22 protein-coding genes and 2 CRISPR repeat arrays are annotated in these 24,096 nt (G+C 42.3%); of the genes, 21 read left to right on the top strand and 1 reads right to left on the bottom strand.

Features of this window, described 5'->3' with window-relative positions; all coding sequences use genetic code 11:
- Window positions 1-67 precede the first annotated feature (67 nt).
- The 21 genes from JMX91_RS12215 (at window position 68) to csx2 (ending at window position 21,815) form a co-directional block, all read left to right on the top strand.
- Window positions 68-922 (top strand): hypothetical protein, encoded by an 855-nt coding sequence (locus JMX91_RS12215; protein ID WP_201549386.1) that lies wholly within the window; start codon window positions 68-70, stop codon window positions 920-922.
- A gap of 121 nt (window positions 923-1,043) precedes the next feature.
- Window positions 1,044-1,547, top strand: coding sequence for a hypothetical protein (locus JMX91_RS12210; protein WP_201549385.1), 504 nt, complete (start codon window positions 1,044-1,046; stop codon window positions 1,545-1,547).
- Window positions 1,548-1,600: 53 nt separating this feature from the next.
- Window positions 1,601-2,119 (top strand): GreA/GreB family elongation factor, encoded by a 519-nt coding sequence (locus JMX91_RS12205; protein ID WP_201549384.1) that lies wholly within the window; start codon window positions 1,601-1,603, stop codon window positions 2,117-2,119.
- Between the two features lie 64 nt (window positions 2,120-2,183).
- Window positions 2,184-2,873 carry a deoxynucleoside kinase gene (locus tag JMX91_RS12200; protein WP_201549383.1) on the top strand — a complete coding sequence of 230 codons (690 nt, stop codon included), beginning with the start codon at window positions 2,184-2,186 and terminating at the stop codon, window positions 2,871-2,873.
- A 63-nt stretch (window positions 2,874-2,936) separates the two neighbouring features.
- A complete protein-coding gene (locus tag JMX91_RS12195) occupies window positions 2,937-4,142 on the top strand; it encodes a Card1-like endonuclease domain-containing protein (protein WP_201549382.1) in 1,206 nt (401 codons plus the stop codon).
- A 105-nt stretch (window positions 4,143-4,247) separates the two neighbouring features.
- On the top strand, window positions 4,248-5,381 hold the full coding sequence (csm6, locus tag JMX91_RS12190; protein ID WP_201549381.1) for a CRISPR-associated ring nuclease Csm6: 1,134 nt from the start codon (window positions 4,248-4,250) through the stop codon (window positions 5,379-5,381).
- Between the two features lie 106 nt (window positions 5,382-5,487).
- Window positions 5,488-5,991 carry a hypothetical protein gene (locus JMX91_RS12185; protein ID WP_201549380.1) on the top strand — a complete coding sequence of 168 codons (504 nt, stop codon included), beginning with the start codon at window positions 5,488-5,490 and terminating at the stop codon, window positions 5,989-5,991.
- 52 nt (window positions 5,992-6,043) lie between these two features.
- A complete protein-coding gene (locus tag JMX91_RS12180; RefSeq protein WP_201549378.1) occupies window positions 6,044-6,613 on the top strand; it encodes a hypothetical protein in 570 nt (189 codons plus the stop codon).
- An 82-nt stretch (window positions 6,614-6,695) separates the two neighbouring features.
- Window positions 6,696-7,931, top strand: a complete 1,236-nt coding sequence (gene cmr1 / locus JMX91_RS12175; protein WP_201549376.1) for a type III-B CRISPR module RAMP protein Cmr1 — start codon at window positions 6,696-6,698, stop codon at window positions 7,929-7,931.
- 38 nt (window positions 7,932-7,969) lie between these two features.
- Window positions 7,970-9,826, top strand: coding sequence for a type III-B CRISPR-associated protein Cas10/Cmr2 (gene cas10, locus JMX91_RS12170; RefSeq protein WP_201549375.1), 1,857 nt, complete (start codon window positions 7,970-7,972; stop codon window positions 9,824-9,826).
- 2 nt (window positions 9,827-9,828) lie between these two features.
- Entirely contained in the window at window positions 9,829-11,058 is a 1,230-nt protein-coding gene (locus JMX91_RS12165; protein ID WP_201549374.1) for a type III-B CRISPR module-associated Cmr3 family protein, read from the top strand.
- Between the two features lie 64 nt (window positions 11,059-11,122).
- A complete protein-coding gene (gene cmr4, locus JMX91_RS12160) occupies window positions 11,123-12,040 on the top strand; it encodes a type III-B CRISPR module RAMP protein Cmr4 (protein ID WP_201549373.1) in 918 nt (305 codons plus the stop codon).
- A 2-nt stretch (window positions 12,041-12,042) separates the two neighbouring features.
- The gene (gene cmr5, locus JMX91_RS12155) at window positions 12,043-12,408 is read left to right on the top strand and encodes a type III-B CRISPR module-associated protein Cmr5 (RefSeq protein WP_201549372.1); all 366 of its coding nucleotides are present in this window, start codon (window positions 12,043-12,045) and stop codon (window positions 12,406-12,408) included.
- Window positions 12,409-12,420: 12 nt separating this feature from the next.
- Window positions 12,421-13,575 (top strand): type III-B CRISPR module RAMP protein Cmr6, encoded by a 1,155-nt coding sequence (gene cmr6, locus JMX91_RS12150; protein WP_201549371.1) that lies wholly within the window; start codon window positions 12,421-12,423, stop codon window positions 13,573-13,575.
- A gap of 272 nt (window positions 13,576-13,847) precedes the next feature.
- A CRISPR array of direct repeats spans window positions 13,848-14,300; the repeat unit is 37 nt; unit sequence AGTCTGAAACGTTCCCTGATTTCTAAGGGATTAAGAC.
- 987 nt (window positions 14,301-15,287) lie between these two features.
- Window positions 15,288-16,196, top strand: a complete 909-nt coding sequence (locus JMX91_RS12145; RefSeq protein WP_201549370.1) for a hypothetical protein — start codon at window positions 15,288-15,290, stop codon at window positions 16,194-16,196.
- 78 nt (window positions 16,197-16,274) lie between these two features.
- On the top strand, window positions 16,275-17,042 hold the full coding sequence (locus tag JMX91_RS12140) for an alpha-ketoglutarate-dependent dioxygenase AlkB family protein (protein ID WP_201549369.1): 768 nt from the start codon (window positions 16,275-16,277) through the stop codon (window positions 17,040-17,042).
- Between the two features lie 102 nt (window positions 17,043-17,144).
- Window positions 17,145-17,432: a CRISPR-associated endonuclease Cas2 gene (gene cas2, locus JMX91_RS12135; protein ID WP_201549367.1), complete on the top strand. Its 288-nt coding sequence runs from the start codon at window positions 17,145-17,147 to the stop codon at window positions 17,430-17,432.
- A 21-nt stretch (window positions 17,433-17,453) separates the two neighbouring features.
- Window positions 17,454-18,614 carry a CRISPR-associated endonuclease Cas1 gene (gene cas1, locus JMX91_RS12130; protein ID WP_201549365.1) on the top strand — a complete coding sequence of 387 codons (1,161 nt, stop codon included), beginning with the start codon at window positions 17,454-17,456 and terminating at the stop codon, window positions 18,612-18,614.
- Window positions 18,615-18,680: 66 nt separating this feature from the next.
- The gene (gene cas2, locus JMX91_RS12125) at window positions 18,681-18,971 is read left to right on the top strand and encodes a CRISPR-associated endonuclease Cas2 (RefSeq protein WP_201549363.1); all 291 of its coding nucleotides are present in this window, start codon (window positions 18,681-18,683) and stop codon (window positions 18,969-18,971) included.
- Window positions 18,972-20,637: 1,666 nt separating this feature from the next.
- The gene (locus JMX91_RS12120) at window positions 20,638-20,868 is read left to right on the top strand and encodes a hypothetical protein (protein WP_201549360.1); all 231 of its coding nucleotides are present in this window, start codon (window positions 20,638-20,640) and stop codon (window positions 20,866-20,868) included.
- Entirely contained in the window at window positions 20,856-21,815 is a 960-nt protein-coding gene (gene csx2, locus JMX91_RS12115; protein ID WP_201549359.1) for a TIGR02221 family CRISPR-associated protein, read from the top strand. The genes JMX91_RS12120 and csx2 overlap by 13 nt, the downstream gene beginning before the upstream one ends.
- A gap of 32 nt (window positions 21,816-21,847) precedes the next feature.
- Here csx2 and JMX91_RS12110 read toward each other — a convergent pair whose 3' ends face one another.
- Window positions 21,848-22,330 carry a lecithin retinol acyltransferase family protein gene (locus JMX91_RS12110; protein ID WP_201549358.1) on the bottom strand — a complete coding sequence of 161 codons (483 nt, stop codon included), beginning with the start codon at window positions 22,328-22,330 and terminating at the stop codon, window positions 21,848-21,850.
- Window positions 22,331-22,757: 427 nt separating this feature from the next.
- Window positions 22,758-23,070: a CRISPR direct-repeat array (repeat unit 36 nt; unit sequence GTCTGAAACGCTCCCTGACTCCTAAGGGATTAAGAC).
- Window positions 23,071-24,096 lie beyond the last annotated feature (1,026 nt).

The following is a 24,096-nucleotide window of genomic DNA, read 5'->3' as shown; positions in this document are numbered from 1 at the left end:
TTGTTCTCCATAGCCATTCTCTCAATGATGTCTAATAGCACCTACACACAGGGGCTTAGAGGACATCATGATGACATTGACGACACCAGTAGCAAACAAGCCTTTAGCCCTTTCATTAGCGAACACACAGTCGTCTAACACACAGCTCACTGATATTCATGAGTGCCTACATCAGCATTTCACCATTCATCAGAATGATGACACGTTTACTAATGACGTCTCGTTAGCCCAACTGGCTCACTTACTTAGCCAGCATTGTCATCTCGACAATATGATTACCCTACTGTCCTCTATTACCCAATCACCAGCACTCCTTGATCAAATCGCAGCGCGCTCTTACTGGCATGGTAATGGCTTCTTGAAGGTGGTACTTCTTGACCAAGGCTATAAGCTGCGCCTACACATTTGGTTCGCTGGAACTTCTTGCGAAGAAAACATCCATAGCCATCGTTGGGGTTTTGCTTCCCATGTGCTAACAGGCTCACTCAAAAGTGAGCTCTGGGCAGATGCAGCAAATGATGACTCAACTGCCCTGTCCTATACACAAGATCACTCATTAGTCCATAGCGATGCAGTAACCCTGCTATCAGATGAGTATCTGTACACCGCTAAACATCAAAAGAATGAAACCCATGTATCAGCGCATAAGCAATATGTTGGTACAACTCACTTAAAAAAACTACAGAACGTTACGCAAATGGCTGGTGCTAGCTATGTAATGACACCGGATCAACTGCACAGTATCAATCATCCTGGAGAAGAGCTGGTAGCAACAGTTATTTGTACTGCACCTACGCAAATACTGACCAATCGCTTATTCCCAACCACCGCAGACCCCAAGCTACATCCGACCACTCTATCGGCTGATGAGCTCAAAAATGCTTTGGTTTGTTACTTAGACCAACGGCGGCTAGCAGCGTAACCAGCCAGCCCTGATATTTGATTTAGAAACAAAACCATCAGTATGCATCACATTGACGGATATGCTGCTGTGATAGCTAGCTATAGCCACTTTTACCCTTTTTATTATTAAGAGAGCGTATATGACAGACTCAAACTGCACTATGACAATCGATAATGCACTATTAAAAGCGCTGCGTTACACCGACCAAATCAAGCCTGCGACCAACATCACTTTTTGTTTAGAACAAGAAGAAAGAAGCCTCTATCGTTTACGCCAGCGACTGCTCAGCCCCTCAAACACCTTATCACCAGAGCAGGCTTATTTGACGCTATACGATTGTTTGTTCCGTCATGTCAGTACAGCTTTACTTAATCAAGGGTATCAGGTCAGCTCCCAGCAACCTCATCAAACTTTGCGACGTATCGTAAGACAAAGCGCACCTGATACTCGAGTACAACAAATGATTGCTCAAAGGCATGCACTCAAAAAAGCCACGGGTACACTTATGTGCAAAGACGCTGTCGAAACTCTGACTAGGCTACTCAATGAGTATGATATTCGAGATGCACAAGCTTGCCAAACATTATGCCTTTTGCCTCTACAGCGTATAGTTGCCTCATCAGCAGTGAGCTCATCTGTTTAATGTATAGATGTGCTGCCAAACAATTTAAAGAATATAACGTATAGGAGCGTCACATGACCCAATCAACCACTATCTATATGACCACCACTGGTTTTGACAACCTTAAAGCTTTGTTGGCTCGCAAAAAGCAGGAATATGCTGATGTACGTGATCATCGACAAGTAGCATTTGAGATGTCAGGAGACGGCTGGCACGACAACCCTGAGTTCAATCGTCAGCAACAGCTAGAGGCGAACTTAAACCATACCGTCAAGGAACTAACCGAAAGATTGCAGCATGCACGGCCTGTCAATATAGATCCAAACAATCGTCCTACTAGCCACGTGGCAATTGGCTCTTTGGTCAGTATTACTCGCTGGAACCTAAATGACATTGCCAACGATAAAGGCGTCAATGAAACGTGGGAAATCGTTGGATTTGACGAAACAGATATTCAGGCAGCTAAGATCGGCTACAACGCACCATTGGCAAAATCTATTATCGGACTACAAGTAGGAGATATCTCGGATGAGCTCCTACTCGGTAGTCAAGCTTGGGAGATAGAAGTGACTGCCATTCATTCTGGCGTATAAAAGTATAGCCAGATTTTATGAAAAAACTAAATATAAGTACGGCGGATAAAAACGAGGAGTAAGTATGTATATAGCTATTGAAGGTATAAAAGGCACTGGCAAGAGCACCTTGCTAAAAACGCTGCTACCTGTCTTAAAAGCGCGCTTGGAACCAAAGCAACAGCGCATCGCTATATTACATCCTACTAAACCCATACCTGAAGACCATTATTTGGAACGCGAGTTTTATCAACATCAAAACAATGATGACTATCTTAGACTGCTTTATGCGGCACGATCTAATTATCATGCCTCACGTACGGATTGGAATGCTAACTTAATTATCAGTGATAGAAGCATATTGACAAGTGTCGCCGTCAGATGGCAATACGCCAATCTAAGTCCTGTTGAACATTATGATCAAGTACGCGCACAAGAAAATGTGATCGCGATACCTGACCTTGTCATACAGCTTGATGCTCCTGATGCTACTTTGTTAGAGCGATATGCCAAAAGAAATCGTAAATACGGTCAACATGAAGAAACCCTAGACTCTATTGTGAGTATGCGAAGCAGATATACACAGCTATATAAATGGTTACAGACCGAACAAACCATACTTTTACTAGGTAAATCTATATCGATACATAGCTATGACACAGCAAAGTTAAATGCACATATCATTTGTCAAGACATTGCAGATGTTATAGAACAAAATTTTGCTAATATTAATAGTGAATCTTTAGTAAAAAAATCGTATAGTTTAGTTCACTAAAAAACACTATGCTGTCTTACCCCAGTCACTGAAAGACATACAACAATAGAAAAAGGTCAATATTTGAAAACTTTATTTGTTACTGCGACTGCACAAACCGAAGCCAACTACTATCTTATTTGGCATTTGTTTAAAGAAAACAATACTGATATCAAGAAGATAGTCATTATTAGTACCGAGTTTACTCGTACTAAAGGATACGTAGACAATCTGACTAGTGTACTGACCGCGCTACAAGTAGGCTCTGAGACTTCGCCAGTAACTATAGAAGAGTTACATTTGCAAAACGGTATTGAAGAAAACAATGTAGAGGCGATAAAAGACGTGCTGCTACAGTGGATTGCTCATAATAAAGCGTCGCAAATCATCTTCAACATCACAGGCGGTACCAAACTAATGAGTATCGCTCAAGACCAGATTGCACAAATTAGTAGTCGCTATGATTGTGTCTATCAAAGTCGAGCCAATAACCAGCTTGTCTGGTATAACCGCCCTCCTAACAAGCAGTGCTATGACTTAGTACTACCCGAAAATATTGAAGCCCGTCTCAAAGCGCGCGGTTACCAAGCCGTAAGTGCTGAAACCTCATTTTTAGACCTGCCAGCTCAGCAGTATCATTATATCAATCAAATCTATCAGTATATGAAAGCTGACTTTGAGAAAGCGCAAAGCTTAGTGTTATTGCTCAATGCTTTGACTGCAGCGCTGATGAAACAGCCTGAGCATAGTTTCCCTCAGACGGTCACAGTACAAGACGGCAATCTGCTTAGAAAGTGCATCACTTGGCTCAAACTTCTCGCCCAAGCACCGCAACCGTATTTCAGTTATGACAGTCTGGCTGGCACTATTACTTGGGAGGACAAAGAAGCCGTTGAGTTTGTGGGTGGTAAGTGGTTCGAAGTGCTGACAGGTCTTTGGATTGTCCAGCACTATATCGCACAGCAGCAGCAGGTCGATGTGCAGATTGGCTTACAGTTCAAAAAGACCAGCGATGGCAATGAGGTCGATGTGGCATACATCAACTCAGGCTACTTGCATCTGTTTGAATGTAAGACTGTTAATTGGGATAGGCAAGACAACCCTACTACCAAAGTCAACGCTGACTTGCGTAAGTTTGATTCTGTCGGTCAAGTCGGTGGACTTAATACGCACAAATACTTCGTCAGCTTGTTTGATATCTCTGATCAGTCACTTGCTGTGGCCGAGGATACCGGTATAAAAGTCATCATGGGTAAGCAGTTGCTAGATTTTGGTCGTTATATTGCTTAATGATCTTTTGGTAGCTGCATTTTGAGATATCACAAGCTTGTGGGACCACCACAAATATCACGAACAGAGTAAACTTTAAATCATCGAATTTATAGAGAGAAGCTTATGTCACGCAATATCTTGTTTTTAGTTACTGGTATGACCCCGCAGATTATCACTGAAACTATTTGGGCACTTGCATGTGATAAAGATTCAGCAGATATATGGTTGCCTGATGAAGTACATGTATTAAGTACTGAATATGGTTTAAATAAAATACGTGAAAACTTATTTGACAGTGGAATATTTACTCAATTTAAACATGACTATCCCATCTTAGAAAATATTCATTTCGATAAAGAAACAAATTTCCATGTCTTTACTAATGACAAAGGTGAACCACTTTTCGATCTCAAAACGCCTGAAGATAACGAGAGATCAGCTGATATTATTTGCGAAAAAATCAAAGAGTTTACCAGCATGGAGGATACCAGTGTACATGTCTCTATCGCAGGTGGTCGTAAAACCATGGGCTTTTATGCAGGGTACGCACTATCTTTATACGGACGAGCACAAGACTCGTTATCTCACATATTAGTACAAGCAGAATTTGAGAACACCTCGAACTTTTTTTATCCAACACCTGAACAGCATTCAGTATATAACTATGCAGGTAAAGAAATCGGTAATGCACAAGACGCTCAAGTTTGGCTTGCTAAAATACCGTTTGTGAGAATGCGTGAAGCCATTTTACCTAAACATCAACTTAAAAAAGAAGATAGTTTTAGTGAAGTGGTGCAAAAAATTAATGAATCTTATGAAGATATTAGTTTAGAGCTCAATGCATTTAGTAGAAAAGCTATCATTAATGGTAAATTCATCATAGATGATCTACGACCGCGAGAATGGGCACTGTTACACTGGTTTGCTGATAGACGTAAAAGCAATAAGGGCGGTATCACTGCGCCAAGTAAAAACAGCAATGAGAAAAGTAGCAATAATGAGCAAGACGAGTATATTCAAGAACTCACTGAAGAGTTTTTTGATTACTATTATGACCATAAGAACAATGAGAATTTAGAGGTCACCGTGGATAAGAAATTTTTTCAAGAGTCCAAATCACGATTACAAACAGCATTAAAAGAATCCTTGGGCATTGAGCTTGCAGCAAAACTTGATATTACTTCAGATACTGGGAAAGGCTCTCCGTTTCAACTTCGTATAATGCCAGATGCTATCACTATTAATGATATGTCCTAATATATAGCATCGTTTACACAAGCTTGCGGTCTCAGTTTCAATAACTGAAACACGATATATTTAATGCCATCAACTACCCAATATTCAGCACCTTAGGAGAATAATCATGGCATTACCTGTTATCGCTGTTAGTCAAACCGTCGCTATTGCCGCATTAAAGGAAGGCGTTAGCTTGTGCCAATCGATCATTAATTATCGATTGGCAACACAACAAATTGAATTACAACGAGATCATATGCATGCTGAGGCTAATGCCGTCATGCATCAGATTGATAAAGAGTACACAGCTAAACTTGATCAGCTAAATACTATCGCCAATGCCCATAAGCTCACGCTTGATAGTCTAAAGACATCAAACACAAATCTCACCAATATGATCGAGGGTCACCAACTACAGCTTGATAAGTATCTTTCTATCATTGTCTCACCTGATGTTTCAGATGCTATCAAGCAGAGCATGATGACCATAATCTCTCAGCTATCACAAGAGCAAACTAATTTAACCAATCAGTTTATACAAGCGTCGCAATCACCTATTAATGCATTCGCCATAATGCTAGATAGCATCCGTGATAATGGCCAACCACGTACCTTTACTGACGTTAGTTAGTAAAGGTCTATGTCTCTATTGAGTTTATATACGCTTATTGAAGGAGCTGTCTATGTATTGGGTCATTGGTGCTGTTGCTGTTGTAGGTGTTGTCGCTTGGTTGAATGGTGAGGAAGAGCGTGCTTGTGCAAACTACCATGCATCTAGTCATAGACTCTTTACAGAAACTCGTCAGCGTCAGCAACAAATAGCTGAACGACGCGCCAATTATGCAAAGAATCAGAACTTCTATGAGCATATTGAGCTGCATCATGCTTCTCACCTTACCGCTGATGCTCTGTATAAAGAACTTGATAATCATAAAAAGATTGTCGATATATTCAGAAGTAAGCAACAGTCTTTTGGTCAATGTATTGGTGAGCTCAAAAAACAGCGTGATACTGCAAAAGGTAGCCAGAAACAAGCTATCCGAGAGCAGCTCCAGCAAATGAGAACACAATTCAATGAAGCTAAAGATCAGCTATTCATACTAGCTGAGGAAAAAGAGCGCAAGCTTATAGAGCTTCGTCAGATAAATCAGGCAACACGCGAGTATAAGCTATATATTCGAAATCACTGTGGCGATAAAGGTCGTGATTGGTATGAGCGTGGTATTGAGCGCGCTAAACTTCGTATGGCTTAGCCTGTACAGACTCATATAAGAAAGACTTTCATGGATATAGATAATATTTCACATCACTAATGAATAATTAAAGGAGCAGTTAATGAGTCTTAGAAACCCCGACAACAGCGTTGAGATACCATCTCTCGCGAATATGGATCCCGTCTTAAAATGGCACAATTTAAGCTGTGAATTGGTCACACCTATGTATGGTGGCGGTGTCAAATCTGTGGTAGTCGACGAACAAATGCCAATCCGAACCAGTAGTATTCGTGGGCAACTAAGGTTTTGGTGGCGACTACTCGCTACTAATAAGTGGCAATTAGGTACTGATCAAGAAATTCAGCAACAAGAATTTTCGTTATGGGGCGGTATGGGCTCAGGGAATGATGATGGCACAGCAGGTCAGGTGTTTCTACGAGTATATGATGTACCTTCGTCTAGCAAAATACGTCAAAGCCTCATTGACTATGATGATAATAGCTTATCGCAATTGAAATATGTATTGTTTCCAGCTTATAACGAGACAGATCCAGCGCTACAACCTCACAAATTACTCAAACCAGAGATTAGCTGGAAACTGTCATTTGCCTTTAGTCCTTTATTAGAAAAAGACAATAGTAGAAAAGAACAAGTTATCGAAACTTTGCAATGGTGGGCAAGCTTTGGTGGCTTAGGGTTCCGTAGCCGTAAAGGGTTAGGCTCTGTTCGGGTCACAGAATCTACAGACTATCCACATATAGCAGATCTACCAAGTCCAGATGAAATATCATCAGCTAATTGTCACTTGATACAGCGAAACTCTACTACTAGCGCATTATCAGCCCTACAAACAGCTATTACCAAGCTAAGTGGATTTAGACAATCACCAGGTGTAGGACGTAATCCTGGTCAGCAAAACAACCGTCCTGGCCGTAGCCGCTGGCCTGAGCCTGACGCTATAAGAAGAATCAACAACACTCATCATAGTGACCATGCTCCAGAGCATTTAGCTGGCAATGTATTCCCGCGCGCTGTTTTTGGCATGCCTATTTTATTCCCATTTGTAGGTCGTAATGAACCTAGTGGAGACAACACGGTAAGCCCGGCTCAAGGTGAGCGTTTAGCCAGTCCGCTAATACTGCGAGCAGTCTATGCAGGCGATGATAAAGATGGCAAAGCTCAATGGTGTCCGTCAGCCCTAGCCCTACCGTATCAGCATATTTTAGATATGCAAGTGAACGTGGGCAGACATGAGTATCCTGTTTGGAAAAGCGATACCGTGGAACATACTCGCCCTATCAGCGAAAACGGTGGACAAGATCCCATACAGGCATTTCTCACTTATTTTGTCAAATAATTGTCTTTACTCAATAACTATCATAATACGGAAATATAATGAATCAATACCTAGTTATGCTATCCATCGGACCAGTACAAAGCATGATTGCCGCTGCTCGTCGCAGTCGCGATCTATGGAGTGGCTCATGGCTATTATCAGAGCTTGCAAAATCGTGTGCCAAAAGCCTAAAAGAACAAGACGCGACTCTTATTTTTCCATATGTGGAAAATCCTTCATTATTAGATATGAATAGTGAGTTCTCAGTAGGCAACAAGCTACAAGTCATCATTGAAGCTAATAGTACGGACGAGCTTATAAGGATTATCAATCAGGCCAAAAAAGCCACCCAAGCCCGATTTTTGTATGAAGCAGATGCTGCTATAAAGCAATTAGATCATGCAACAGATGACATCAGACAAGAGGTCTGGGATACGCAAAAAACCAACTATCTTGAGATCCAAGCTGCTTGGGCAAAAATTGATACTTCAGACCATGATGGCTATAAACAAGCCATTCAAAAAGCTTCAGGTGCATTGGCTGCTCGTAAAGCAACTCGAGATTTCGTACCAGCAGCGACTGACCCTTATGATATGACGCGCATGCTGCCAAAGTCATCGCTTGACGGAGCTTATGAGACGATACTCAACAAACCACACAACAAACTAAAAACCAAAACCCGTACCAAGTTATCCTTGTCTGATTCTGAACAATTAGACTGTCTGGGTACTATCAAGCGCTTAGGTTTTGCTGATACTGTCGAACAGTTTACCCCTTTTACTCGGGTAACGGCTCATGCTTGGATAGATCGTTTAACAGATGATGAGCTTCGTGATATTAATACTGCATATGCAAAACTGGTTAAACATGGCGTAGCAACTAATGTTAAAGGCAATAAAGGCGATGATAATCAATCTATTTATCATAAGCTGCCTTTTGACGCACAAATGCTCTACCCTTCGCGTATTGACGCAGAAATTCTGCAAATAGAACGTGCTATCGATATAGAAGGTGACCCAGACCTTCTCCAAGCGCGAGAAGCGTTAAAAGATCTTCGAGACTCTACCTTAAAGAATGTCTGGCAACGTATAGGTCAGCCTTATAGCTATGGCGTTATGTTATTAGCTGATGGTGACCGTATGGGCGAATTGCTCGATAAAGCTACCAGCTTAGATGAACATCAAAAAATCACTAAAGCCTTATCGGATTTCGCCGAAAGTGTTGCAGATACCATGCGTATCTATAATGGTCACTGTATTTATGCAGGTGGAGACGATGTACTAGGCTTTATCCCGTTAGACCAAGCTTATGACTGTAGTAAGCGGCTCAGTGACGATTTCACTAATAGACTGCTCGATGTCAGTACGAGTTTGGGTGTCGATAAATCTCCTACTCTATCTGTGGGCTTAGCCGTTTGCCATATTATGACGCCCATGAGCGTTATTCGTGATCTGGCAAACCAAGCTGAAAAGCATGCTAAAGGCGATCATATCAAAGACGATATCAGCAAACGCCGTAACGCATTGAGCTTATTGCTTTCTGTGCGCTCAGGTACTGATATACAAGTCAGATACCAGTGGGATGATAGACCAAGCTTACAAACCTTCCAACAGTGGATAAAAATGTACGTCGATAAAGCTATCCCTAGCCGTGTCGCTTATGACATTAGAGATATCCATCTAAGAACAGATCTAATCGCTAGACATGAGCCTAAGCTACGACAAGGTATTCGATCAGCGGAGCTCAAACGTATGCTAGAGCAAGCTCGTACAGCGACAGGCGAAACAATAGCTTTAGAAACTATAGAACAGCTACAAGAACGCGGTACAGAGATAGCCTTGGAAAAGCTTGCTGATGAACTTATCGTGGCTCGTTGGTTCGCTGCCAAAACACAACAAGAACTAGGGAAGGAATAACAATGACTTCGATGACCAACTACATTATCGAGCCTCTGGCTCCGTTGGTGTTCCGTTCAGGTAAGCCTTTCGGTTCACAAGCTTCAGCAGCAGATGTAATCTTTCCTCTCCCTTCAGCCGCAGCAGGTTTGATAAGGGCAACAAGTATCAATCAAAAACAAGCCAACATGGATGAACATTCAGTTGCAGACGTGGCCAATCAATCCTACCAACAAGTTTTGTCTATCAAATCGACAGGGCCTTATTTGGCTAGATTTGATGAATCGTTACAGCACGTTGAGATACTAATACCCAAACCCGCTGATGCTTTGTATTTTGAAGCAAAGAAAGACAATGATAAAAAGAGAGAAACGGTTGCAGAAGCGCAACTGGTTCGACTTATGCCAAAGCCGTTAGATGCTGATTGCGGCAGTGATTTACCTGATGGGTTATTACCTGTACAGATGCATGAACCTATCAAAGGTAAACCAAAACCTGGTCCTACCTACTGGACACTTGATCACCTAAAAAAATGGCAATCGGGTAACCCTATCGATGTGAACACTTTACAACGAGAAGGCGTCTCTCAGCTCCCTATCGATCTACGTACTCATGTAGCGATAGATGGCAAGTCTAAAGCCAGTAAGACAGGTCAGCTATTCCAAACGGCCAGTTTCGATTTTGGCTATACCAAAACAGAAGGCGAAAGTACCGACGGTAGATCAATATGGAAGGATCATCGATTAGGGTTTGTTATACAAACTGACCAAAAATTAGACGAGGATATGGTAACTTTTGGCGGTGAGCGTCGACTGTCCAAATTCTCACCTATCGATAGCTTAGACAGTTTTTATGATGATAGTTTGGATGAGCTATTGAACAAAATTAATAATGCCAACGGTTTTCGGCTGACCTTTCTGACTCCTTGCATCTTCGCCAATGGTTATCTGCCTGCTTGGCTAGATGTCACTACGAAAAAAGGCACGCTTCCTAATACCGCAGCCACTGTCAATCTGACAGCCTGCGCTATTGATAAGTGGCAGCCTGTTTCAGGTTGGGACTCTATTTTGTGGAAGCCTAAAGCAGTGCGTAAAGCGGTAAGTAGCGGCTCTGTATACTGGTTTACTTTAGACAGCAAGCTGAGTTTATCAGATATAGAGTCGTTGGTTCATCATGTCTGGTCTGATGACAGTCAGGATAAACGAGATGGATTTGGTAGCGCTATCATTGCGCCTTGGCAATTAGACTCATAATCTGGCACATCTAACTACTGTAAAACTTTTAACGAATAGCCAAATATAACACTAGGGAAAATTTATGCAAACTCAGATCTTTCATCTACAAAACTTATCAGCACTACATGTAGGCACAGGCCAAGGCGTCGGTGTGGTCGATCTACCTATCGCTCGCGCCAAGTCAACCAATTTGCCGCTCGTTCCTGGTTCTGCGATTAAGGGCGTATTACGTGATGAGTTGGCGGCACAAGAGTTGCTACAGAAAAACGATATACAGACCCTGTTTGGGCCGGATAATGCTTTAGACGATGCTCACGCAGGCGCTATTGCTTTTGGTGATGCAAACTTACTCCTGCTCCCTATTCGCTCATTTGGAGGTACGGTTGCTTATGCTACCTGTCCATTTATTTTGCGCCAATACAAGCGCGACAGTAAAGCCAATCTAGAGAACCTACAGATTCCACAATTGGATGGCAGCGACGACAATACGGTTAGTGCTCGCGTCATTGCTGATAGCAGCTTGATGATTAGTGGTACTGGTCGTATTGCCTTAGAAGATTTGGACATACAAGCGTATGACAATGACAACACGCAAGAATGGGCAGATGCCATTACTGAGTCGTTGTTTCCAGAGAACACTAAGGATTATGCAGACTGGCGAGCACAGGTTGCTAAACGTTTCGTTATCCTACCAGACGACATCTTCTCTTTTTTGGCAGATACAGCGACTGAAGTGCGTACTCGTATCCGTATCGATCGTAAGACGCGCACTGTACAACAAGGCGCACTATGGACAGAAGAAAACTTGCCTGCCGATAGTGTGTTTTGGGGTGTATTGGGTGTGAGCCAATCTCGCAAAAAGTCAGATGATCGTAGTGCTCAGGATCTGGCTGATCTATTACCCAAAAAAGAGATTCAGATTCAGATAGGTGGCAAGCATACTGTTGGTCGCGGATTTTGTCGTTTACTATTATCATCTGATAACACTCAGGAGGCATAAGCATGAAAATAAGAACCCATAAATATGCTGAACTTGCTTATCCTCTAGTGAACGATATCAAAGGAGCTAGCGTAGAGTCTAAGTACCGTACGCTGGCCCTAACCTTTCCTTCGATGATTATGCAATCAGGTCTTGCACAGGCGATTGGATTTTTGATGGCCAAAAATAAGGAAGAGCATCAAGCATTGCTAGAGCATATCGCAAAAATATTGAACTATGTAGATAACGGACGTGGCAACCCAAGTGCGCTGCATCAGGCCATACTATCCTCTAGCGTGACTAAATATCAACTGCTTAGTAGAGAGGCGTTGGATGCCAGTGCTTGGCTCAAGCGTTACACCCAAGCACTACTAGAGAAGCAATCATAAGGGAGCATTGATATGCAATTAATGAGGAATCAATTAAGACAGGTTTTTTCTAGAGTCAATGATGCCCATGCTGGTCTACTAATGCAGCGCGGTCTGACAGATTGGGAGGAGAATGAAAAATCCATCAAAGCTCGCTTGATAGATACTGTTGCCAATGTCACCGCCAGTGACTTGTATGTATTAGCATTTGATCGCTGGCTCGATGCCACTCATGAGGATGGCAATGAGGCGTTTGCAACAGTCACTGCTAAAATAGATGGACGCTTGCTCACTGGCTTAGCGCTTGGCGGTACGCTTGAGACTGCGGCAACCACGCACCATACCTATGGTATGCCGATGCTGGCTGGCTCCTCGATCAAAGGCGCAGTCAGATCTTATACAGAACATTTATTTGCAGAGCGTGATGAAAATGGTGAACTGCAATTTGAAAAATCTGACAACGTCAATAAGCTGGTCATTCAAGAACAAAAACAGGGCATCCTAGACATTCTATTTGGTACTGATGCCGAAGACGATCATCAAGGTGATGCAGGATATCTGATATGGCATGATGCTTGGTGGATACCCATGGTTAGCGACCAAGGTAGCGTACTGACAGGTAATGATTATAAGCCTTTCGTTGGTGATGTCGTGACGGTACATCACCCAAAATACTATAGTCGCGAGCTAGATGCTGCGCTCGATATGGAAAATCCTGTACCCAACCAACAAATCGCTATACAAGGCTCGTTTTACTTTGTGATTCAAGGTGAGCAAAAATGGGTACACTTCGCCAGAGAGTTATTAAAAGAGACGCTAGCAAATACAGGGCTGGGCGCAAAAGGTGCATCAGGATATGGGTACTTCACGCTTGATGATACTCTCAATAATGAAATAGCAAAAAGATATAGCAAAGGCGTGCCTGTTGATACTACAGCTGACCCTCTAGGCGCTATCCGTCAAGTGATAAAGTATCTGGATGAAAGTCAGCTGATTGAGAGTTTAAGTAAAGGCAAAAACGCATTATTTAAGGACTTGGGTTTAGATAAAGACAATGATGATGACGTGCAAAAAGTGGTACAAGTAGTGATAGAAGAGTTCTCTGAACTGGTAGATGGCTGGAGTGATGCTCAGAAAAAGAGCAACACAGAAAAGGCCTATAAATTCGTGCAAAAGTATCGCTCTTAGTTGGTTATATCAACATTGCAAATATAGCGCCGTTGTTTTACTATAACAGCGTCGCTATTTTTACGTAGTGACCCCTAATTATCAGGGCGTTTCGGACTTAATCTGACGAAGATTATGCTGGTTATTTAACGTTTTAGGCGTATTATCGGTTATTATTTATACAATTTATGGCTCAGAATTGGTTAAAAAAACACCAACTTTTAAGCCAACTTATGTTGATTAAAATACGTAACGTAAGTTATTGATTTTATTGATAATAAAAATGGTTGTACAGTCTGAAACGTTCCCTGATTTCTAAGGGATTAAGACGTATGCACGTTATTTGTACTACATTACGTTGAGGTCTGAAACGTTCCCTGATTTCTAAGGGATTAAGACAATAATAGCTTAGACGCTGTAACAAATATCTAAAGTCTGAAACGTTCCCTGATTTCTAAGGGATTAAGACTTACTATTTTGGGTAACCATCCCACAACTTCTGAGTCTGAAACGTTCCCTGATTTCTAAGGGATTAAGACGCCACATCGACAACACCGAATACTGTTTTAAAGTCTGAAACGTTCCCTGATTTCTAAGGGATTAAGACAAATTTAAGATTTCTACTGTGTTACGTGTGTATGTCTGAAACGTTCCCTGATTCTTAAGGGATTAAGACTTGTGACTACCTTCGTAGACTGTTTCAGCTGCTAGTCTGAAACGCTCCCTGATTTCTAAGGGATTAAGACACAAAGCAACCATCTTGCTCACGGTTTCCTGCTGTCTGAAACGCTCCCTGATTTCTAAGGTGAGAAGCGTTAAAAAATTGCATGTCAATTTTAGCTTCGCAAGAGGAAATTCCTTAAATGGAATTTTCTGAGGATATAACGAAACACTGCCTCACTCGAGTGCAAGAGAATTTGCATTTTCGCAGATTCTGTCAAACTGGCTATAATGGTCTGAACAGAAAATCATAGATTTTCTCTTGTGTCGGGGCAAAGCAGTGCTTTGCTATATCCCTCCTCATCCCTGATTTCTAAGGGATTAAGACATCGATTCGAGTGGGTGCGACAGGCCACGTGCGTCTGAAACGCTCCCTGATTTCTAAGGGATTAAGACTTACCGATAAATTCGGGGTTAATAGGGTTTAAGTGTTTGAAACGCTCCCTGATTTCTAAGGTGAACGAGGATTAGTAAGTGTCTGGGAGACACTTACCCGAAGCGTAAGGCGCAGAGCTATGCTCGAGCAAGACGTTAAAAAATTACACTGTAATTTTAACTTCGCAAGTAAGAATCCTTTAAATAGGATTTTTTGAAGACGAGATACAATAGTCTGACCAGAAAATCATAGATTTTCTCTTGCGTCAGGGTAAAGCAGTGCTTTGCTGTTTCCCTCCTCATCCCTGGTTCTTAAGGGATTAAGACTAGCAGTCAAGTACGTTGGTCATTTCTGCTTTAGTCTGAAACGCTCCCTGATTTTCAGGATATTGAAAAGGAGGTTCACTATGTGGATTATCAATACTTATTAGTCTGACTAGAAAATCCTAGGTTTTCTCTTACATCGGTGTAGAGCAGTATTTTATCCCTCATTCCTGCTTTATACACAACTAAAAGCCACCTTAATCAAGGTGGCTTTTAGTTTTTGGGATACAGATAGTCACAAGCTTGTCATTCTACTAGTATTAGTCTCCTCTCTTCCATAATGGGCACATCAACCGCCTAGTGGAGAGACACCGATGACGACCTATAACTCAGCAGAAAAAGCCGCACAAAACATTGCACAGCAAGTGGCTCACGCAGCTGACCAACTGCAACTGCATGGATTTGGTCGTTATTATAATGCGATGGTTGGCGCTTATGTTTCGGAAGTTTATAAGACACTGCCGTATTCAACCTTTGCGCAGATGACCAACCGTGCAAAGACGCCGCTATGCTCGGTTGAGCAAGCGATAACTTATACTACTCTATATGGCAAGAGTCATTTTGACCGCTTCAGTAGCGTTATTGGTCAAATTATGGGTCGCAGTACACGTACAGAGGCCGTTACTAAGACGATCAATATTGTGGATTATGGCTGTGGTCAAGCTATCGCTAGTCTAGCCCTATTGAGCTATCTTGAAACGTACGTCAACTGTGAGAACTTTACGTTGAATTTTTATCTGGTTGAGCCTTCACAGACCACGCTTGATATAGCGGTATTACTGGTGAGCAAAATGTCATCACGTATCGCTGCCAATATCGTTATTCATCAACACCATACAGATTTGGCTGGGTTTTTGGCGGCAGACAGTCATACGCTTGCGCCAGCAGATTATTCGCTGCACTTGTTCTCTAACGTACTAGATATCCCTAAAGTACAGCAGATAATTCCAACACTGTCTACCTATCTGCAAGCTATCGATGGCAAACAGATGGTCATCGCTGTGGGTCCGCAGTATTCAAATAACTATACGGGTCTGGAGCAGCTAAAGCAGTCATTAGGTGGGGTGACGGTCAAACAAGACATCGCTGACTTCTCTGTTGAGAGTGAGATATACTCAGTGACTAGCAACCATTGGCAGCACTCTCACTCTCGTGGTGTGATGATGGGACTGTGTTTCAAAAACTCACTCGATGATGCAGGCAAAACAGACTTGGCTGCTTAATCATAATGCGAAGTCAAAAAGCTTATAGAACGATTAGTGCCAAGTGCGACTGATATTGTATTTTTGAGGAGCGTTATTATGGATTTATTTGACAGCCTACCGACAGACGATTCTGCATCTGCATTGCCCGACTTCATTATCGATGGCAAATTTATGCAGTCTGACTACCCTGCTCATATTCATGATGATGGTAAAGGCATCGTGATCAATATACCAGATGGCAGACTCTACTACGCGCCGCGATACTTCGGTAGTGCGCTCAGCGATAGCATCATAGACAGTTTGCTAGCCTGCGATGGTATCGACCATAGCACTCACGACTGGCATCAGCAGAGTGATATTGGTGCGCTGCCCTTCAAAAACATACAGTGGCAACAAGACAGCGTGAGTATGTTTGGCAAAACTCATGACTTGCCTCGGCTATCGGCATGGTATGGCGATAATGATAAACCCTATACCTACTCGGGTATCACCCTACAGCCCAAACCATGGAACGATATTCTGCTAGAGTTGCGAGCAGCGCTCGTGCCTATATGCAAACGACAGTTCAACAGTGTACTGCTCAACTGGTATCGTTCAGGCGATGACCATATCAGCTGGCATACAGACGCTGAGCCTGAGCTTGGCGCAAACCCACTCATTGCTTCAGTGAACTTTGGTGCCAGCAGGCGGTTTTTGTTACGCCGCCGTGAGGATCACAGTATCAAGCTTGAGATACCGCTCCAGCACGGTAGCATACTGGTGATGGCAGGCGCATTGCAGCATCATTGGCAGCATAGTGCACCCAAACAAAAAAAGGTCAAAGAAGGCCGTGTCAACCTGACTTTTCGTACGATTCATACGTAACGCGTGTCTGTATGCGATCAGACGTAGAGCCATCCAATACAGCATTGTCCTGTCGAATGACTGCATTGTCCGAAAAACAAATAACATCATGGACGTCAGACTATGACACAACGGCTATATCTCGTAGGCTATGATATCAGCGAGCCAAAGCGCCAAGCACTGCTACGCTATAACATCAAAAGCTATAGTGCCACAGGTCAGCAATCTGCCTATGAGTGCCTGTTATCAACAGATAATATGCAACAATTAAGCGAGTTTGCTGTCTCTAAAGTCGAGACAGGCGATGCATTTTTTATTATCAGAACCATGAATACCTACTGGTCACAGGTGGCAAAGGACAATCCTTCAAAACCAAAGGATGCAGCGATAGATCATTTTTATATTGGGTAATCATTTGCTTAGGAGGCTGTGATGCAAAATATAGTCATCGACAAAAAAGGTAGTCAGATCTACTCGCAGCGAAACCTGCTCATCATTCAACACCCAAGCTTTGGTAAGCCGTTAATCGTTCCTCTCTCCCAGATACAGAGCCTAACCATCACCACGCAAGTAGACTTGAGCAGTAATCTACTGACTCGGCTATCTGAAAACAACGTGAGCCTATGTGTGCTACCTACTGGTCGAACCGGTGAGGCTTGTTTTTTATTGGGTAGTTGGCATGCCGCTATAGAGCGCCGAATACAGCAATACGATGTTATTCATCAGTCATCATCGAGGAGCTACTGGGCATCGGTATTGGTCAGAGTCAAGCTGCACCAACAAGCAAACGTACTGATAAAGCTAAAGCAGCATTACACCGCAGCGACTACTCAGCCATCAGACACAATAGGCAATCACACTCACTCTGCCATCACAGAATCGCAGCTTACAGAGACAGATGAAGCGGTACAAAAACTCAAGAGCTTACGAGATAAGTTCCGTAAACACTACCCTGCCGCAGCTGTCTCGCCCAGTCATCCATCAAGAGTCTATACCGACCATACTCCTCAGTATCAGATCACAAGCCTCCTTGGTACAGAGGGTATTGGCTCTGCCATTTATTTCAAATGCTATCAGCAGTTTTTTGCGGATGATCTACAGTTTTGCACTCGTAATAGAAGGCCACCCAAAGACCCTGTCAATGTGGTTTTGTCCTTGTCTTATACCCTACTACAGCATCTATATCAGCAAGCCCTATATAGTGTTGGGTTTGACCCTTATTACGGGATGCTACATAGCCCAAGCTATGGTAGGCAGTCTTTGGCTTGTGACTTTGTCGAATTGCAGCGTAGCACCGTAGATTTTTGGGTGTGGACATTATTCGATCAAGACATCCTAGTCTTGGAGGACTTTAGTCTGTCTAGTGATTCTGATATAACTAACGGTAGCAGCTATCCGTGTGAGCTACTAAAGTCTGGACGCAGTAAATTCTATAAGGCGTTCTCTGCTATTCGTCCTATACTGAGTAAACACGCCTTAAGTCATGCTTGGCTATGGCAAAACCGTATACAGCGTTATCACTCTGATAAAGCGGCGCCGCCGTCTCTATCCTTTGTCAGTCATCACCCTGAGTCCTCGCATCCATCTCTTTGATTAGATAGCAATATGTGAATGGCTATTTTAGTTAGCGCTATCTCTTACCCATAGGTTGCCACTATTATGAAAAAGATATGTTTTATCATTGCTTATGACATCAGTGAGAAAATGAGACTTCAATGCTTGCAGCGACTAGTCAGCAATCAGTTTTTGCAGTTACAGTATTCGGTTTATTATGGGTCGATGACACGTCAAGCGATGGATCGCTTCATCGTAGCTATACAAAAGATTATCCATAAAAATGACGACGATGTGCGTATATACGAGGTCGAACCGTTAGAAAATGCCTTTGTGATTGGCAAACGTTGTGACGATATTATGATGTTTAGTGATATAGGAGAGATCACGCTATAGCAATCACTAGCCAGCTGCTGTCCATAAGACAGCGTGTTCATAGCACATTAGTAATCGATATTCTACTGCTTATCCCTTGGCACTTCTTGTCTTGCACTTGATGCAGACATCTATTACTATAATGTAGTGAGCTACGACAATTCACACCCTAAGCGATTAGGGGCGTATTCAAACTTTGTCTGACGAAGATATGGGCTACTATTTAACGTTTTGGACGTATAACTGATTATTATTTGTACAATTTATGGTAAAAAATTGGTTAAAAAAACACCAAATTTTAAGTCGACTTTTGTTGATTAAATACCGATATATAAGTTATTGATTTTATTGATAATAAAAATGGTTGTACAGTCTGAAACGCTCCCTGATTTCTAAGGGATTAAGACATGTAAACAGTACCACTAACCTTAATGTGCTCAGTCTGAAACGATCCCTGATTTCTAAGGTGAGAGACGTTAAAAAATTGCATGCCAATTTTAGTCTCGCAAGAGAATTTACATTCTCGTAAATTCTGTCAAACTGGCTATAATAGTCTGACCAGAAAATCCTAGATTTTCTCTTGCAGCAGGATAAAGGTTCCCCAAACCTTTATTAATTCCTGCCTCATCCCTGATTTCTAAGGGGTTAAGACATTACTCCACACTTGGTCATTACTTGAAATGTATGGTCTGAACCGCTCCCTGATTTCTAAGGTGAGAGACGTCAAAAATTGCATGCCAATTTTAGTCTCGCAAGAGAAAATTCCTTAAATGGAATTTTCTAAAGGAATAGCGATTGTCCAAGAGATATTTGTCCGAGTGCAAGAGAATTTGCATTTTCGCAAATTCTGCCAAACTGGCTACAAAGGTCTGAACGGAAAATCTCAGATTTTCTCTTGCGTCGGGGCAAAGCAATGCTTTACTGTTTCCCTTCTCTTCCCTGATCTTTAAGGGATTAAGACTTAATCACAATCTGTTTAGTCTTTTTGCTGTAGTATATGAAACGCTCCCTGATTTCTAAGGGATTAAGACTGGATTGCATGACGCATGATATTAATCCTTATTAGTCTGAAACGCTCCCTGATTTCTAAGGGATTAAGACAAAATAAGTCCTGAGTTCATCCAAGATTTAACTGTCTGAAACGCTCCCTGATTCTTGAGGTGAACGAGGAAATAACGAAACACTGCCTCAATCGAGTGCAAGAGAATTTGCATTTTCGCAAATTCTGTCCAACTGTCTACAATAGTCTGAACAGAAAATCCCAGATTTTCTCTTGCGTCAGGGCAAAGTAGTACTTTGCTATTTCCCTCCTCATCCCTGATTCCTAAGGTGAGCGAGGAATAGTAAGTGTCTGGGAGACACTTACTCGAAGCGCAAGGCGCAGAGCTATGCTCGCGCAGAACGTTAAAATGGCAGAAAGGATTCTTTGAGATATGAAAAGGCAGCTAGCAGGTGATTTCAAAGAACAAGGCGCTGATCCCGCTGAGTAGCCTATAAGTTACAGATTGAAAATGGTGACTGGCTTACGACAACAGGGCAAAGGTTTTAAACCTTTGCCCTGTTTTTTATGGCGGATATAAAATACAATCAATGCTACTGGTTTTTATCATAGCTTGCGCTATTAGCACGTATAGCCACGTGCAATACTATTGTACCTAAACAACCCTAATAAGAGGATACATACTCAGTGACGACGCTAATCAGCTTTTTGGGCGGTGGTAAACAAGGTGGCAGCTATAGAACCACAGATTATAAATTCTCAGATGGCACACTCTATAAAGAGGAAAGCTACTTTGGATTGGTACTCACCAAAGCAGTGAAACCCGACAAACTTATTTTGCTGGGAACGTCAGGCAGTATGTGGGATGTGTTTTTTGAGGCTGGATTCGAAAACTATCAAAATGAGTGGAAGAACTGACCAATGCAGTACAGGAAGATACAGTTACCGTAGCTCAGCTACAACCTTTTGAGCAGTTTTTGACTGATAAGCTCGGTTTAAGTGTCACCTGCCAGCTGATTGATTATGCCAAAGATGCTACAGGACAAGTCAGCATACTCAAAAAACTCGATGAGCTACTGGTTCAAGATGAGCAAGTGGTCATGGACGTCACTCATGGCTTCCGTCATTTGCCATTGATTGCACTGGTCGCAGTGCGCTATTTGCAAGTCACCAAAAGCGTGCACATCCAACATATCTATTATGGTTTTCACTCAGCCGAGCTCAAAGTATCCGAGGTGTTAGAGCTGCGCGGCTTGCTAGATATGCTCGACTGGGTCAGCGCCCTTGAGACTTTTGATAAAGATGGGGATTATGCCGTGTTTGCCCCATTACTGGTCACTGTCGGGCTGGATAAAACTTCTGCTGATGAGCTAGAGCGAGCCAGTTATCTAGAGCGCTTGCTTAATGCGAGTGGTGCCAGTGCCAAGCTGACACAAATCATGCCAAAACTAGAGGCACTGCATACCGCAGACGCGCCGCTGTATAGCTTATTCTATGAGCCATTAGCCAAACGGCTCTCGTGGTACAAAAAATCGTCTCTAGGATTACAAGAACAAGACTTGGCCGAAAAATACCTAAAGAGAAAAGACTATGTACGAGCAGTCGTCTATGCCATGGAAGGACTGATCTCCAGAGAAACCGCTCTAAACAATGATAATGTCCATGACTTTCAAGATCGCAAAGACGATTATGATCACCTAATAAGCTCAAAAGATAAATTTAAGGATTTTAAAGAGTTCCGCAATGCTATGGTGCATGGCACCGCCTCTGGCAAAGATAAAATACGCCAAATCATGAAAGATCCTACGCGGTTGCATGCTTCGTTAAAGGATCGCTTTAAACAGTTATTCAAAGAGACACTATAATAGACACGATCACGCGCTACTATTTGGCGCAGTTATAACAACCCTCTGGATAGTCGAAGGATGCTATTGGTTACTATATGACCGCTACCAATGCCACTTACGCCCCCACTTAGCATGTATATCGCTACGTTGGAGACTTGTTCACTACGGACTTTGCCGTAAATACACCAGTTGATGAAATGTTCACAGTTATTGGTCAGCAGATTATACTTATCTTCAGTCAAACGGCTACGAGCACGTTTAACTGTCTGCTTATGACAAAATACCCGCTTGTCATGCGACTGAACGTAGGTGTGCTTGCCTTGAGAGAAGTTATCTAGACTTGTAATCTCGACGGGTCCGGCACGTAGACCATTAGCAAGTCCAGAGTAGTGTATGACTTTATTCCTTCCTAAATAGATGCCATGATGCGTGTAGCCCAAACGTTTAGTTACCAGATGATCGCCTGCTCTTAACTCTCTACTAAAAAAGCCCATCGCTACCTCACTCACCATTGAAACTGTGAGGTATATCATAGCAACTGCTACTCATAACGGTGCTTATGACAAGCTTGTCATTTATACTGCAGAATAATAGAGACATAATGACGAGTAGATAAATGGCTGAGCATAATGCAATACCTTATAATATCTATCGTAGGCTAAAATGAGAGTCTGTCATGAGTATGCGCTTGCCATCTTGTCTTGCACTTGGTGCAGACATCTATTACTATAATATAGTGAGCTATCACTGTTCACACCCTAAGTGATTAGGGGCGGATTCAGACTTTATCTGACGAAGATATGGGCTACTATTTAACGTTTTGGATGTATAATTGGTTATTATTTATACAATTTGTGGCAATAAATTGGTTAAAAAAACACCAACTTTTAAGACGACTTATGTTGGGTAAAATACGTAATGTAAGTTATTGATTTTATTGATAATAAAAATTGTTGTACAGTCTGAAACGCTCCCTGACTCCTAAGGGATTAAGACCCACTCGATAACATTAGTATCCCATGGGTCAATGTCTGAAACGCTCCCTGACTCCTAAGGGATTAAGACTTACAGGCAGCAGGGATAGTAAATATAACGTTAGGTCTGAAACGCTCCCTGACTCCTAAGGGATTAAGACGTCAGCCATCTCTGCTTTGACTTCAGCTTCTAGGTCTGAAACGCTCCCTGATTCTTAAGGGATTAAGACTGCCATACCACGCCTTGCGGCTCTAAGTGCAACGTCTGAAACGCTCCCTGATTCTTAAGGGATTAAGACTCAACGATGTATCTCCAGGCGTAACCTTTGATGTCTGAAACGCTCCCTGATTTCTAAGGTGAGCGAGGAAATAACGAAACACTGTTTCGTCCGAGTGCAAGAGAATTTGCATTTCCGCAAATTCTATCAAACTGGCTACAATGGTCTGAACAGAAAATCCTAAATTTTCTCTTGCGTCGGGGCAAAGCAGTGCTTTACTGCTTCCCTCCTCATCCCTGATTTCTAAGGGATTAAGACAACTCGATAAGAGCTGTGTTATCAATGGCTTTAGTCTGAAACGCTCCCTGATTCTTAAGGGATTAAGACTTTCAATGTCTCGTCACCAGCTCTCAGCTCATCGTCTGAAACGCTCCCTGACTTCTAAGGTAAGAGACGTTAAAAAATTGCATGCCAATTTTAGTCACGCAAGAGAATTTACATTCTCGTAAATTCTGTCAAACTGGCTATAATAGTCTGACCAGAAAATCCTAGATTTTCTCTTGCAGCAGGATAAAGGTTTCCCAAACCTTCATTAATTCCTGCCTCATCCCTGATTCATAAGGGATTAAGATGGCATCACTCTCCCTAATTTTAGATAATAAAAAGTCTGAAACGCTCCCTGATTACTAAGGGATTGAGACATTACTCCACACTCGGTCATTACTTGAAATGTATGGTCTGAACCGCTCCCTGATTCCTAAGCTGAGTGAGGAATAACGAAACACTGTTTCGTCCGAGTGCAAGAGAATTTGCATTTTCGCAAATTCTATCAAACTGGCTATAATGGTCTGACCATAAAATCCTAGATTTTCTCTTGCGTCGGGGCAAAGCAGTGCTTTACTGCTTCCCTCCTCATCCCTGATTTCTAAGGTATTAAGACGTAAATCTTTTATTTGACCTAGTTGCGACATAGGTCTGAATGTAGTGGCATAATAAACTTGGACAGTGCATAAGAGGTTTATACTACCCTAAAAAAGGAAACTAGTATGACCAACAAACGCAACCAATATACCCGAGAATTCAAACTTGAAGCCATCAGCTTAGTCA

Source organism: Psychrobacter sp. Pi2-1 (assembly GCF_904846645.1).
In the GTDB taxonomy this organism is placed as follows: domain Bacteria; phylum Pseudomonadota; class Gammaproteobacteria; order Pseudomonadales; family Moraxellaceae; genus Psychrobacter.
This window is presented reverse-complemented; position numbering and strand designations above follow the sequence as displayed.

Excerpts from the sequence above, each read along its gene's own strand:
- JMX91_RS12165 (WP_201549374.1), top strand. The coding sequence starts at position 9,829 with ATGACTTCGATGACCAACTACATTATCGAGCCTCTGGCTCCGTTGGTG.
- JMX91_RS12215 (WP_201549386.1), top strand. The coding sequence starts at position 68 with ATGATGACATTGACGACACCAGTAGCAAACAAGCCTTTAGCCCTTTCA.
- cas1 (WP_201549365.1), top strand. The coding sequence starts at position 17,454 with ATGCAAAATATAGTCATCGACAAAAAAGGTAGTCAGATCTACTCGCAG.
- cmr5 (WP_201549372.1), top strand. The coding sequence starts at position 12,043 with ATGAAAATAAGAACCCATAAATATGCTGAACTTGCTTATCCTCTAGTG.
- cmr1 (WP_201549376.1), top strand. The coding sequence starts at position 6,696 with ATGAGTCTTAGAAACCCCGACAACAGCGTTGAGATACCATCTCTCGCG.
- cas2 (WP_201549363.1), top strand. The coding sequence starts at position 18,681 with ATGAAAAAGATATGTTTTATCATTGCTTATGACATCAGTGAGAAAATG.
- JMX91_RS12205 (WP_201549384.1), top strand. The coding sequence starts at position 1,601 with ATGACCCAATCAACCACTATCTATATGACCACCACTGGTTTTGACAAC.
- cas10 (WP_201549375.1), top strand. The coding sequence starts at position 7,970 with ATGAATCAATACCTAGTTATGCTATCCATCGGACCAGTACAAAGCATG.
- JMX91_RS12185 (WP_201549380.1), top strand. The coding sequence starts at position 5,488 with ATGGCATTACCTGTTATCGCTGTTAGTCAAACCGTCGCTATTGCCGCA.
- cmr4 (WP_201549373.1), top strand. The coding sequence starts at position 11,123 with ATGCAAACTCAGATCTTTCATCTACAAAACTTATCAGCACTACATGTA.
- cmr6 (WP_201549371.1), top strand. The coding sequence starts at position 12,421 with ATGCAATTAATGAGGAATCAATTAAGACAGGTTTTTTCTAGAGTCAAT.
- cas2 (WP_201549367.1), top strand. The coding sequence starts at position 17,145 with ATGACACAACGGCTATATCTCGTAGGCTATGATATCAGCGAGCCAAAG.
- JMX91_RS12200 (WP_201549383.1), top strand. The coding sequence starts at position 2,184 with ATGTATATAGCTATTGAAGGTATAAAAGGCACTGGCAAGAGCACCTTG.
- JMX91_RS12110 (WP_201549358.1), bottom strand. The coding sequence starts at position 22,330 with ATGATATACCTCACAGTTTCAATGGTGAGTGAGGTAGCGATGGGCTTT.
- JMX91_RS12180 (WP_201549378.1), top strand. The coding sequence starts at position 6,044 with ATGTATTGGGTCATTGGTGCTGTTGCTGTTGTAGGTGTTGTCGCTTGG.
- JMX91_RS12145 (WP_201549370.1), top strand. The coding sequence starts at position 15,288 with ATGACGACCTATAACTCAGCAGAAAAAGCCGCACAAAACATTGCACAG.
- JMX91_RS12140 (WP_201549369.1), top strand. The coding sequence starts at position 16,275 with ATGGATTTATTTGACAGCCTACCGACAGACGATTCTGCATCTGCATTG.
- csm6 (WP_201549381.1), top strand. The coding sequence starts at position 4,248 with ATGTCACGCAATATCTTGTTTTTAGTTACTGGTATGACCCCGCAGATT.
- JMX91_RS12210 (WP_201549385.1), top strand. The coding sequence starts at position 1,044 with ATGACAGACTCAAACTGCACTATGACAATCGATAATGCACTATTAAAA.